The organism is Ligaoa zhengdingensis, assembly GCF_014384885.1.
GTDB classification, from domain to species: domain Bacteria; phylum Bacillota; class Clostridia; order Oscillospirales; family Ruminococcaceae; genus Ligaoa; species Ligaoa zhengdingensis.
Window position 1 is genome coordinate 1 of record NZ_JACRST010000037.1, and the last position, 12686, is coordinate 12686.

The following is a 12686-nucleotide window of genomic DNA, read 5'->3' on the forward strand; positions in this document are numbered from 1 at the left end:
GGTCTCTCTGTTATCCCTCCCTCTCAGAACAAGGGCATGGGCTACAAGGAGTACACCGAAGCCAAACGCGGCACGAGCTGGAAGCAGAAACTCAAGCAGACCATCGACCGGCTTGTCATTACAGCGAAGGACTACGATGACTTTCTGCGGCTCATGCAGGAAGCCGGTTATGAAATCAAGACCGGCAAATACATCTCCTTCCGCGCTAAAGGTCAGGAGCGGTTTACCCGGTCTAAAACCATCGGAGAGAACTACACCGAGGAACGCATCAAGGAACGGATTGCCGGACGGACGCCCCGAAGAAGTCAGAGACAGACCACGCCGAAGGGCATCTCTCTCATTGGAGATATTCAGGAGCGGATCAGGCTCATCGACAGCAAGGGTTACGAATATAAAGCAAAGCTCACTATCCTCAAAGAAGCTGCACGGACACTCAACTATCTCACGGAAAACAACTTGCTCCAATACGCCGATCTTGAGAAAAAGGTCGAGGACGTTCACAGCTCCTATGACCGCACCGGCAAGGAACTGAAAGGCGTTGAAGCACGACTGCGGGAAGTCCAGCCGCTCATCAAAAATATCTCCAACTACCAGCGGCTCAAGCCTGTATATGACGCCTTCCAGAAGGCAAAAGACAAGCCGGGGTTCAAGGCAAAGCATGAGGCAGAGCTTGTGATCTTTGAGGCGGCGCGGAGTACACTTCTTGCTATGCAGGGCGATGAAAAACTGCCGAGCTTGAAGACGCTGCAAGCGGAGCAAGCGCAGCTCTTTGAAGAACAGGAACGGCTATATGCTGAACGGAACAGGTTCAAAAAAGAAGCAAAGCAAATAGAGACGATCAAGTCTAATGTTGATACGTTCCTCTCTCCTTCTGCTGACCATGACCGTGATCATCGGCGCAGCACACAGCGCGAATAGTCCTTTCAAAAGCAGGGCATCTCCTGTTGACCGGAGATGCCCTGCATCCTTGAGAGAAGGTTCGAGAAATTGAAACTTTTTCTTTAATTTCTGCATCAACGAATTGCTTTTGAGAATGAAATCCAGTATAATATTATAAGTGATGTTGAATGCAAGCAAGCGAAAGGATGGTTGCCGTGCGCATAAGCTATAAGAAACTATGGATGCTTCTTCTGGAACGCGACATAAAGAAGGCTTCTCTACGACATGAGGTAGGGTTGTCTGCCGGAACATGGACAAAACTGAATAAGGGGGAAGAAGTGTCCCTCTCTATTTTGCTGCGCATTTGTGATTACTTAAACTGTGACATCGGAGATATATGTGAGGCTGTGCGAACGGACAAGAACTGAGTCCGGTTTTTCGTACAGCTCTTTTTGTAGAATAGTAAGTGTGAAACTATAACTTTGGAGGTTGCTGAAATGGCTGAGAATAACACAAGCAATATCGGCTTTGAAAAACAAATCTGGGACGCGGCTTGCGTCCTGCGCGGAAACATCGACGCATCCGAATACAAGTCCGTCGTCCTCGGATTGATTTTCTTGAAATACATTTCTGATCGCTTCGAGGCAAAGTACAAGGAACTGGTTGAAGAAGGCGATGGATTTGAAGAGGATCAGGACGAATACACTGCCGAAAACATCTTCTTTGTCCCTGAGAATGCACGATGGAGTGCGATTGCTGCTGCCGCTCACACGCCGGAAATTGGCACGGTGATTGATGACGCAATGCGCAGTATCGAGAAAGAAAACAAGCGTCTCAAAGATATTCTTCCTAAGAACTTCGCCCGTCCAGAGCTGGACAAGCGGCGTCTTGGTGAAGTGGTTGATCTCTTCACCAATATTCAGATGATCGAGCATGGAAACAGCAAGGACATTCTTGGTCGCACATACGAATATTGCCTCTCCAAGTTTGCCGAGCAAGAAGGCAAACTTGCCGGTGAGTTCTATACTCCCTCTTGCGTTGTGCGTACCCTTGTTGAAGTGTTGCAGCCGTTTAATGGGCGTGTTTATGACCCGTGCTGCGGCTCTGGCGGTATGTTTGTTCAGTCCGCAAAGTTCATCGAGAATCACGGCGGCAACATCAACAAGATTTCCGTTTTTGGTCAGGACTCCAACCCGACCACATGGAAGATGGCGCAGATGAATCTTGCCATTCGCGGTATTGAAGCCGACCTCGGCAAGTTTAATGCGGACACGTTCTTTAACGATTGCCACCCTCAGCTCAAGGCAGACTTCATTATGGCAAATCCGCCCTTCAATCTCTCCGGCTGGGGTGCGGATAAACTCGTTGATGATGTCCGTTGGCAGTATGGTACGCCTCCTGCTGGCAACGCCAACTTTGCATGGTTGCAGCACATGATCTGGCATCTCGCTCCGAATGGACGTATCGGCATGGTGCTTGCAAATGGTTCGCTTTCCTCACAGTCCGGCGGTGAAGGTGAAATCCGCAAGAACATTATCAATGCCGACCTTGTGGACTGTATCGTCGCAATGCCGACGCAGTTATTCTACACGACGCAGATTCCGGTATCGCTCTGGTTCCTTGCAAAGAACAAGAAGCAGAAAGGCAAGACACTATTCATCGACGCACGGAAACTCGGCACTATGGTTACGCGGAAGCTGCGCGAACTGACGGATGAAGACATCAAGATAATTGCCGACACCTACAACGCATTCGTTGAAGGAACGCTTGAAGATGAAAAGGGCTTCTGTGCTGTTGTTACAACGCAGGATATTGCAAAGCAGGATTACATTCTCACACCGGGACGCTATGTTGGCATTGAGGAACAGGAAGATGACGGTGAGCCGTTTGAAGAGAAAATGGGACGCCTGACTTCTGAACTGTCTGAGCTTTTCACTAAGTCTCATGAGCTTGAAGCTCAGATCAAAGAACGACTGGGGGCGATTGGATATGAGCTATGAGACGTATCGTGTTGCTGACCTAATTGATGAAATTGCGATGGGTCCATTCGGCTCAAATATTAAAGTCTCGTGTTTTGTGGACAGTGGAGTACCTGTTCTAAATGGCAGCAATCTTGAAGGATTTTCTTTATCTGAAAAGGCGTTCCGCTTCGTCACAAAGGAAAAAGCTGATTCTCTTAACAAGGCAAATGCGCATCGAGGCGATATAGTAATAACGCATCGAGGAACGCTTGGGCAAATAGTGTTTATTCCTCAAGATTCAAAATATGACCGGTATGTGATTTCGCAATCTCAGTTTAGGGTGCGATGCAACGACAAGGTTTTGCCCGAATACCTTGTCTATTACTTCCACACTCCAATAGGACAGCATAAACTTCTAAGCAATGCCTCACAGGTTGGCGTCCCTGCATTGGCGAGACCATCTTCGACCTTTCAACAGATTGAGGTCGTATTGCCTGAATTAAGTATTCAGAAATGTGTTGTCGAGATTATTTCCACAATCCAAAAAAAGATTGTGAACAATCAAGAGCTAAACGATAATTTAGCAGCTTAGAGCTGGACAGCAGACACATCGATCTCGCCAGACATCAGTTTGGGCAGCAAATTATCTCTCAATGTCGCAAGCGATTGATTCTGCTCTTCCAAAATACGTTGCTGTGCAAAGATGAGAGCGCAAAAGTCGCTGAATTTGGCAAGAGTTTCAGCGTCAGGAATAACCGCCGGGACATTTTTCATAGTGCTGCCAGATACTTCTTTGAATGTTGACCCGGATGCCATGCCTTCAATGACCGGGAGAGTGTTTTTCAAAAAGAAGTAAACAAATGGTGTTCCAATTTCCGGCTTAGGCACAACCGATTTGAAACCTTGATTTGTTGTTACTTCACCAGCGGCGATAGCAATATAACCTATTGGCGCACGAGATGAGAACAACACTGTTCCTTCTGGCATGATTGCTGCGCTGCTGTTCTTCAAACCAAGTTCAGTTATGTCATTCTCACCATGAGAAACGAACTTCGACTTGTTGATAGATAAATCTTTCGGGGTTATCCATGCTATACCGGACTCCGTGTAATACTCAGGTTTAGCTTTTGAAGGTGTACTGCCTCCAACAACAGTACCAAGATCGCTAATTGTTCCGATAGCCCATTCTGGATCAGCATTATCAACAAATAATTCTTGAAAATAGGATTGAGCTTGCTGCTCTAAATTATCGTTTACCGTCTGAATAACTCTCACCAGTGGCGAGAGTTTTGCAAAAGGGACTGCCACTGAATGTCGTTCTCTTACCTCGAAAGGAGACACGACAATGACAGAACAACTCATCACGGAGATACAGCGAAAAATGCTGCCGTATCTTAACAACGAACAGCTCATGCACCTTCGGGATGCAATGGCTGAGACATTGGAAGGGGCAACGATCACCTATGATAGTGGCTCAATTCCAGCAGACGAAGCAGATGCAGTCGAAGCATTTATCACGGCAAAGCGGATCGAAGGCTGTTCGGAGAAAACCCTGAGCTACTACCGGAAGACGATTGAGGCTCTAATTGCCGGAGTTGGAAAGGCTGTGCGACAGATCACCACAGATGATTTGCGCCGCTATCTGACAAACTATCAAGTTCAGCGTAGGTCGAGCAAAGTGACCATAGACAACATCCGCCGGATACTGTCCAGCTTCTTCTCATGGCTTGAAGATGAGGATTTCATTGTGAAAAGCCCGGTACGCCGGATTCACAAAGTTAAGACTGCAAAGGTGGTCAAGGACACCTACACCGATGAAGCGTTAGAGCTGATGCGTGACAACTGCACAACAGCACGAGACTTGGCGATGATTGATCTTCTGGCTTCCTCTGGAATGCGTGTTGGTGAGCTGGTCACACTAAACCGCGAAGACATCAACTTCAATGAGCGCGAATGCGTTGTTATCGGCAAGGGTAATAAAGAACGATTGGTCTATTTCGACGCAAGGACGAAAATCCACCTTCAAAACTACCTTGAGGGGCGAACGGATGAAAACCCAGCTTTGTTTGTTTCCCTGAAAGCTCCCTTTGACCGATTGATGATTGGCGGAGTGGAGACACGCCTTCGGGAGCTGGGAAAGCGTCTGAATATCCCGAAGGTTCACCCTCACAAGTTCAGGCGTACACTGGCTACAACTGCCATAGACAAAGGAATGCCCATAGAGCAAGTCCAGCAGCTCTTAGGGCATCAGAAAATCGACACCACCATGCACTATGCAATGGTGAAACAGCAGAATGTGAAGCTGGCACATAGAAAATACATCGGTTAGGATGGTGGGTAGTATGAATGGAACAATATATATGCCCGTTGGTGAAGTTTGTTCGTCTATTTCGGACACTTATCGCGAAAAAAAGAATATGGTGACGCTTATCAATACCTCGGACGTTTTAGAGGGTAGACTTCTCAACCACGAACGAGTTCCAAACTCCAATTTGAAAGGGCAGTTCAAGAAGACTTTTCAGCGAGACGATATTTTATATAGCGAGATCCGTCCACAGAACAGGCGGTTTGCCTATGTGGATTTTTCGCCCATAGACTATATCGCTTCAACTAAACTGATGGTAATTCGTGCAAAAAAGGATGTGGTATCTCCTAAGTACCTATACTATTTCTTGAAGAATAGTTCCACAGTTGCAGAACTTCAACTGTTAGCTGAAACGCGATCTGGCACATTCCCTCAGATTACATTTTCCGAAGTTGCCAATTTGACCATACCCGTTCCTTCGCTTGCTGTACAAGAAGTTATCGTACAAACGATGCAATGCCTCGAAGATAAGATCACCTGCAACGAGCAGATAAACGATAATTTACAGCAGCAAGCAGCCGCATTGTTTTCAAGCCTCTATGATCGGTCAAACACCGAGGTTAGATTCACCGATTTGATACAGATACTCGGCGGTGGGACACCGAAAACAGGCGAAAACACTTATTGGAACGGTAATATTGCCTTCTTTACCCCAAAAGATGTTGGCATACCATACACCCTTATCACAGAAAAGACTATCTCAAAAGAAGGTCTTTCACATTGTAACAGCCGACTGTATCCCGTGAACACCGTTTTCGTCACTGCAAGAGGCACTGTTGGTAAAGTTGGTATGTCCGGAGTTCCGATGGCCATGAACCAATCCTGCTACGCGCTTGTCGGTAAAGAGACGCATCAACTTCTTGTATATTTCTACACACTCAAAGCTGTTGATAGGCTCAAGCACAAAGCAAGTGGAGCCGTATTTGATGCGATTACCACCAGAGATTTTGAATCAGAGCAAATCATGAAACTCTCTGATGATGATGCTACGGCGTTTCTCCGTGTTGCAGAACCCATGTTTCAGGAGGTACTTAACAACAACATCGAAAACTTGCGACTTTCAACACTACGGGATTCATTGCTACCTAAGCTCATGTCCGGCGAGATTGATGTCTCCGCCGTCCAACTCTAAGCCGCTAAATTATCGTTTACCTGATTTGGAGGTTGTACCATGTTTGATAAAGTTCAGGAGAGCTTGAAAAAAAGCAAAGACGAGCGCCAGAAAAAGCGTCTTGAAAAGGAACGGGTTCGTCTTGAGAAAGCCGCAGCAGAAGCAGTTCGTGAGAAAGAGCGGCTTCAACAGGAGGCGGAAAAGATACAGGCTGAAAAAGACCGTCTTCTCTCCCTCGATGATAAGGGGCTTATGGTAGAATTGATTCTGGCAGTGCGAGGTCTATACTCACAAATGGAGTACATTCAAAGTCAGCAGGCTTCTTTATCCGAGCGGGTTGACGATATTGAGTCGGACATCTCTTCCATCCGCAGCGATATTTCAGATTTGGAAAGCAGACTGGGCTCGTCCGATCAGTAAAACTCAATGAAGGAGGCGCAGACGTGATTATTTCACCACAATCTCTTGATACAAACCTAAGTCAGCTTTTAGCGGAGGTTAAGTCCGGCTCAATGCAGTTGCCGGAGTTTCAGCGCGACTGGACTTGGGATGATAACCGAATTAGAGGAATTATCGCAAGTTTGTCGCAAGGCTACCCTATGGGTGCCATTATGCGGCTACAATACGGTAATCCGGACATTCAATTCAAATACCGCACAATTACGGGCGTAAAAGGCGTCTCAGTAAAGCCGGAGCATTTGATTCTTGATGGACAGCAGCGACTTACTTCCATCTATCAGGCAACATCCTCTAAAGAGCCGGTCTCGACCAAAACAGAAAAAGGCAAGGCTATTAAGCGTTATTACTATCTCTCAATGGAGAAGTGCCTCGACGATGATGAGGATCGTTTTGATGCAGTCTTGTCTATTCCGGAAGACCGCAAGATTAAAGAGAACTTTGACCGGGATGTGAAGCTCGATCTCTCCACCAGAGAATATGAATACGAGAACAAGCTGTTTCCGGTCAATATCGTATTCGACAGCAACGCAGTTATGGACTGGTTCATGGGCTACATGACGCACTACGGAATGAAGCCGGAAGCAATGGACGAGTTCAAGCGTTTCCAAGCGAATGTGCTGAATACAATTTCCGGGTATAAGCTGCCTGTGATTACACTGGACAAGTCCACGCCGCGAGAGGCAGTGTGCAAGGTGTTTGAGAACGTCAATACTGGCGGTGTTCCTCTCACGGTGTTTGAGCTTGTTACCGCAACTTATGCCACAAGAGACTTTGACCTGAGAAAAGACTGGGTGCAGTGTCGAAATACAATTTGCGGTTTCGGTGACACGCTGAGAACAGACCTGTTCGATGGGATTGATGAGACTACCTTCCTGACAACGGTTTGTCTCTATACAAGCTATTTGAACAAGCAGTCTGGAAAGACAAACACAATCTCCTGCAAAAAGAAAGATGTTCTGGGACTTCCTTATGAATCGTACATAGCGAACCGGGATGCAGTGCTGTCAGGTTTCAAAATCGCAAAGGAGTTTCTTCTTCGGGATCAGTGCGTTTTCCGTCAAAGAGATTTGCCCTATACAACGCAGTTGATTCCACTTGCGGCAATCTGCGCTGTTCTCGGAAAATCCAAATGCAATGAGCCAAACACAATCAAAACGCTTTCTCGTTGGTATTGGTGCGGGATTTTGGGTGAGATGTATGGCGGTGCGAACGAAACCCGCTATGCCTATGACATTGAGGACATGGTTGAAGAGGTCAATGGACGTCCGAATGCAATGCACACGATTAACAGCGCAGTCTTTTCTTCTACGCGGCTGCTGACCCTTCAAACTCGCTTGAGTGCTGCTTATAAGGGGATTATGGCTCTTCTCTATAAGGAGAAATGCCGTGATTTTATGAATAACACGACGATTGACATTGTGAACAGTATGCTTGAGTCTCCGGACATTCACCATATCTTCCCGGAAGCATATTGCGAGAAAATGGGCATCAAGCGCGAACGGTATAATTCCATCATTAACAAGACCCCGATTCTCCCAGCCACCAACCGCTCGATTGGCGGAAATGCGCCGAGTGAGTATCTGGGGGCAATTCTAAAGAAGGTTGATGGACTGAACGAGGATGAACTTCAAGCACGGGTAGAATCGCACTTTATCGACTATTCGGAATTGAAGGCAGATAACTTCAATGGCTACTTCATTGACAGAGCAAAGAGTCTTCTCAATCTGATTGAAAAGGCAATGAATAAGCCTGTCACTGACAGAGATGCAGAAAATACGCTGGATCAGTTTGGGGCGAGTCTGGCGTAAAAGGGAGTGACAAAACTATGGCAGGATATTTTACAGAATCAAATTACGAGAACGCTGTCTTGCAGCTTCTCAATGAAGAACTGGGCTATAACTATATCTATGGACCGGACGTGGAGCGCGATTATCACTCGCCGCTTTATGAGGATGTTCTGCTACCTTCCTTGCAGCGGATCAACAAGAGCCTGCCTATGGACGCTCTGACGGAGGCAATCTATAAGCTCAAGAACTTTGAAACCGGAACGCTTTTGCAGAAGAACATGGTCTTTATGGACTACCTCCAAAACGGAGTCCCGGTAAAATACTATGACAAGGGTGAAGAACGCTCTACCCTTGTTTACCTTGTAGACTTCAAAAATCCTGCCAGTAACGAGTTCACAGTTGCGAATCAATGGACTTTCATTGAGAACTCCGAAAAAAGACCAGATGTGATTCTCTTTGTCAATGGTCTCCCACTCGTCATTGTGGAGTTGAAGTCTCCGTCCCGCGAAGAAACCGATGCTTCCGCAGCATACCGCCAGCTCCGGAACTATATGTATGAGATCCCCTCTATGTTCATTTATAATGCGGTATGTGTCATGAGCGACTTGACCACTTCAAAGGCTGGTACAATCACGTCCGGCGAAGACCGCTTTATGGAGTGGAAAACAACAGACGGCAGCTATGAGAATACGCAACACGCATCATTTGACACATTCTTTGTAGGACTGTTTGAGAAGACCCGCTTCCTTGACATCGTGAAAAACTTCATCTGCTTTAATGTGGATGGACAGAATACTTTCAAGATACTCGCCGGGTATCATCAGTATTTCGCAGTCAAAAAGGCGATTGAGTCTACAAAACACGCAACCGTGACGGACGGTAAGGGTGGCGTCTTCTGGCATACACAGGGCAGCGGAAAATCGTTGTCTATGGTCTTTTATGCTCATTATCTGCAAGAAGCGTTAGAAAGCCCCACTATCGTTGTCATTACCGACCGTAACGATCTGGACGACCAGCTTTACGGACAATTCGCCCGCTGCAAGGACTTCCTCCGGCAAACGCCGCAGCACGCTGAGAGCCGCAAGAATCTGAAAGAACTGCTTGCAAACAGACAGGCAAACGGCATAATCTTCACGACCATGCAGAAGTTTGAAGAAAGCAACGAAGCTCTTTCGGAGCGTCGGAACATTATCGTGATGGCTGATGAAGCGCATCGTGGGCAATATGGTCTCAATGAGAAGGTTGTGGTCAAGCAGAAGGACAACGGCGAAGTCGAGGCGAAAACCGTTATCGGCACTGCCCGCATTATAAGAGACACGCTTCCTAATGCGACCTACATTGGATTCACCGGAACACCGATCTCCACAAAAGACCGCAGTACACGAGAGGTCTTCGGTGATTACATCGACATCTATGATATGACACAGGCAGTTGAAGATGGCGCGACCAGACCCGTCTACTACGAGAGCCGTGTGATTCACCTGAAACTCGACGAGAACACCCTCCATCTGATCGATAATGAGTATGACATTATGGCTGACAACGCCGATCCGTATGTCATTGAAAAGAGCAAAAAAGAACTTGGTCAGATGGAAGCAATCCTCGGTGCCGACCAGACGATCAATTCCTTGGTAAATGACATTCTTGATCATTACGAGAATTACCGTGAGAATATCCTAACCGGCAAGGCGATGATCGTTGCTTATTCGCGTCCCATAGCAATGAAGATTTATAAGCGCATTCTTGAGCTACGCCCAGCGTGGACGGAAAAGATTGCAGTGGTCATGACGCAAGGCAATAACGATCCCGAAGAATGGCGTGAGATTATCGGCAACAAAGCTCATAAGGACGATATGGCGCGGAAATTCAAAGACAACAACTCTCCGCTGAAAATCGCCATCGTCGTGGATATGTGGCTGACCGGCTTTGATGTTCCCTCCCTTGCTACGATGTATGTCTATAAGCCGATGGCTGGACACAACCTGATGCAAGCTATCGCCCGCGTCAATCGTGTCTTCAAAGATAAAGAAGGCGGTTTGGTTGTCGATTACGTCGGTATTGCGGCTGCACTGAAACAGGCAATGAACGACTATACTGCCAGAGACAAGAAGAACTATGGTGATACAGATGTAAGCAAGGCTGCATATCCGAAGTTCCTTGAAAAGCTCTCTATTTGCAGAGATTTGTTCCACGGATTCAGTTATGAGAAATTCATGACCGGAAGCGACCTCGACAGGGCGAAGCTCATCAGCGGCGGAGTGAACTTCATACTCGGCAAGAGTGTTGCAGAGTACGAGCTTCCCGACCATGAGAAGACACAGAATGTGTTTATCAAAGAAGCCCTGCTTCTCAAGCAGGCACTTTCGCTGTGCAGCAGCTTGGTAGACGAGCAAACTCGCATGGAGGCAGCTTTCTTCGAGTCCGTAAGAACAATGACCGTGCGCTTGGTTTCAGGCGGTACCGGAAAGAAGTTTACGCTTCCGGAAGTAAATGAGCGCATTAACGAGCTTTTGAAGCACAGCATCAAGAGCGAAGGTGTTATCAACCTCTTCTCCGATGTCCAGACTGAGTTTTCGTTGTTCGATCCGAAGTTTCTTGAAGAAGTGGCAAACATGAAGGAGAAGAATCTTGCAGTCGAACTCCTGAAAAAACTGATTTCCGAACAGGTCTCTGTTTACCGTCGAACAAATATTGTCAAGTCTGAAAAGTTCTCCGAAATCATTCAGAGCGCAATGAACCGCTATTTGAACGGAATGCTGACCAACGAGGAAGTCATTCAAGAATTACTCAAGCTGGCGAAAGACATTGCCGCTGCTGCCGCCGAGGGTGAAAAACTCGGATTGACAGCGGACGAGCTTGCTTTCTATGATGCCCTCACAAAGCCGCAAGCAATCAAGGACTTTTACGAGCATGACGAGCTTATTGCTATCACGAAAGAACTGACAGATTTGCTTCGCAAAAACCAGACAATAGACTGGCAAAAGAAAGAGAGCGCAAGAGCTGGAATGCGCCGCCTGGTCAAAAGGTTGCTGAAAAAACACAAATATCCGCCAGAGGGTATGGATGATGCTGTCCAGACTGTCATGAGCCAGTGTGAGATGTGGACGGACAATGTAATGACCGCTTAACTCCCCTACGAGAAAGGAGTAGATCATGGGCAATTCAGTCATGTTGAATGGAATCGAATATGCCGGAGAACAGATTGCCTACAAAGACAGCACCTATGAGCTTGTGTCAAAGGTCGCTTACCTGATCGGCGTCCCGCTTCGTATTTTCCAAAATGAACACGAGCCGCCGAAGATAGAGATATACAACCGGCTTGAACAGGATAAAAATGCCCGTATCATTCGTAATCTATGTATCATCCGCACCGCCATTGAGCGCAACTACCGGAAAATAAATGACATCATGCGAATGGAGTATCGAGGGCTGCTTTCAATGCCAGAGATCATCCCGGCTTCCAGTATGCAGCAGCTTTCAAATGACGGAATCAGCTTTATAAAAAAGTCGAGTACAAAGCTCTGCCACCACATTATCGAGATCAACCGGCTGATTTCAGACCGCATTAACAACTGCAAGAGCCTCTTTCCAATCTGGATTAACTGGGCGTACATAAAAGAGCTGTTCATCATGCCAAACGGTTTGACAGAGGACGGAACGAAAGATGCTGCCGATATTTATTACGCCAGTCTCTCCTACTACCCCTATCAAATGTATATCAACTGGGTACCGATGGACGAGGGTAATGTCCTCTATAATGATAAGAAGTTTGCTACCCTGCTTTATCAATGGCATTGCGACGCCTTCACGGAATACAGTAAAGTCTCTGATGCAGGGGCTTTTGTAAAAAACAATATCTACGACTTCATAGATGACAGCGAGAAAACCGTATTGGTGGTGGACTGCGAAAACTCCGACCCGTACAAACTGTGTGCCACGCTCAAAAATCTTGATTATGAGGTCATGCAGAAGATTACGGCGATCATTCTCTTTGATGACGTACATACCGCTACGGCATGGCGGATTCTTGAAAACTACACCCGCATCCCCGTTGAACATATCATGATTGAGCGGATCAAGCAGAACAAATCACTGGTAGACATCAAGCTCACCGCAAGAGCCTG

The 12686-nt window shown here is 46.9% G+C and carries 11 protein-coding genes; 10 read left to right on the forward strand and 1 reads right to left on the reverse strand.

The window, feature by feature from the left end:
- From H8711_RS12650 to H8711_RS12665, 4 genes are all read left to right on the forward strand, one after another.
- Positions 1 to 918: relaxase family protein (locus tag H8711_RS12650; RefSeq protein WP_249283780.1), on the forward strand; the 918-nt coding region annotated here is incomplete at its 5' end.
- 149 nt (positions 919 to 1067) lie between these two features.
- Positions 1068 to 1307 carry a helix-turn-helix domain-containing protein gene (locus H8711_RS12655; RefSeq protein ID WP_006573514.1) on the forward strand — a complete coding sequence of 80 codons (240 nt, stop codon included), beginning with the start codon at positions 1068 to 1070 and terminating at the stop codon, positions 1305 to 1307.
- Between the two features lie 69 nt (positions 1308 to 1376).
- Positions 1377 to 2879, forward strand: a complete 1503-nt coding sequence (locus H8711_RS12660; RefSeq protein ID WP_249283781.1) for a class I SAM-dependent DNA methyltransferase — start codon at positions 1377 to 1379, stop codon at positions 2877 to 2879.
- Positions 2869 to 3432: a restriction endonuclease subunit S gene (locus tag H8711_RS12665; RefSeq protein WP_249283782.1), complete on the forward strand. Its 564-nt coding sequence runs from the start codon at positions 2869 to 2871 to the stop codon at positions 3430 to 3432. The genes H8711_RS12660 and H8711_RS12665 overlap by 11 nt, the downstream gene beginning before the upstream one ends.
- Here H8711_RS12665 and H8711_RS12670 read toward each other — a convergent pair.
- A complete protein-coding gene (locus H8711_RS12670) occupies positions 3429 to 4148 on the reverse strand; it encodes a restriction endonuclease subunit S (protein WP_249283783.1) in 720 nt (239 codons plus the stop codon). The two genes, H8711_RS12665 and H8711_RS12670, sit on opposite strands and share 4 nt — an antisense overlap.
- Positions 4149 to 4185: 37 nt before the next feature.
- Here H8711_RS12670 and xerA point away from each other — a divergent pair, with 37 nt between their 5' ends.
- From xerA to H8711_RS12700, 6 genes are all read left to right on the forward strand, one after another.
- Positions 4186 to 5169, forward strand: a complete 984-nt coding sequence (xerA, locus tag H8711_RS12675) for a site-specific tyrosine recombinase/integron integrase (protein WP_120171101.1) — start codon at positions 4186 to 4188, stop codon at positions 5167 to 5169.
- Between the two features lie 13 nt (positions 5170 to 5182).
- The gene (locus H8711_RS12680; RefSeq protein ID WP_249283784.1) at positions 5183 to 6337 is read left to right on the forward strand and encodes a restriction endonuclease subunit S; all 1155 of its coding nucleotides are present in this window, start codon (positions 5183 to 5185) and stop codon (positions 6335 to 6337) included.
- Positions 6338 to 6376: 39 nt separating this feature from the next.
- Entirely contained in the window at positions 6377 to 6736 is a 360-nt protein-coding gene (locus tag H8711_RS12685; protein ID WP_015564517.1) for a hypothetical protein, read from the forward strand.
- A gap of 23 nt (positions 6737 to 6759) precedes the next feature.
- On the forward strand, positions 6760 to 8583 hold the full coding sequence (locus tag H8711_RS12690; protein ID WP_249283785.1) for a GmrSD restriction endonuclease domain-containing protein: 1824 nt from the start codon (positions 6760 to 6762) through the stop codon (positions 8581 to 8583).
- A gap of 17 nt (positions 8584 to 8600) precedes the next feature.
- Entirely contained in the window at positions 8601 to 11690 is a 3090-nt protein-coding gene (locus tag H8711_RS12695; RefSeq protein WP_015564516.1) for a type I restriction endonuclease subunit R, read from the forward strand.
- 25 nt (positions 11691 to 11715) lie between these two features.
- Positions 11716 to 12686: hypothetical protein (locus H8711_RS12700; protein WP_249283786.1), on the forward strand; the 971-nt coding region annotated here is incomplete at its 3' end.

What these genes read in the sequence shown, in the direction of transcription:
- H8711_RS12655 (WP_006573514.1), top strand. Translation starts at nt 1,068, where the DNA reads ATGCAAGCAAGCGAAAGGATGGTTGCCGTGCGCATAAGCTATAAGAAA.
- H8711_RS12660 (WP_249283781.1), top strand. Translation starts at nt 1,377, where the DNA reads ATGGCTGAGAATAACACAAGCAATATCGGCTTTGAAAAACAAATCTGG.
- H8711_RS12665 (WP_249283782.1), top strand. Translation starts at nt 2,869, where the DNA reads ATGAGCTATGAGACGTATCGTGTTGCTGACCTAATTGATGAAATTGCG.
- xerA (WP_120171101.1), top strand. Translation starts at nt 4,186, where the DNA reads ATGACAGAACAACTCATCACGGAGATACAGCGAAAAATGCTGCCGTAT.
- H8711_RS12680 (WP_249283784.1), top strand. Translation starts at nt 5,183, where the DNA reads ATGAATGGAACAATATATATGCCCGTTGGTGAAGTTTGTTCGTCTATT.
- H8711_RS12685 (WP_015564517.1), top strand. Translation starts at nt 6,377, where the DNA reads ATGTTTGATAAAGTTCAGGAGAGCTTGAAAAAAAGCAAAGACGAGCGC.
- H8711_RS12695 (WP_015564516.1), top strand. Translation starts at nt 8,601, where the DNA reads ATGGCAGGATATTTTACAGAATCAAATTACGAGAACGCTGTCTTGCAG.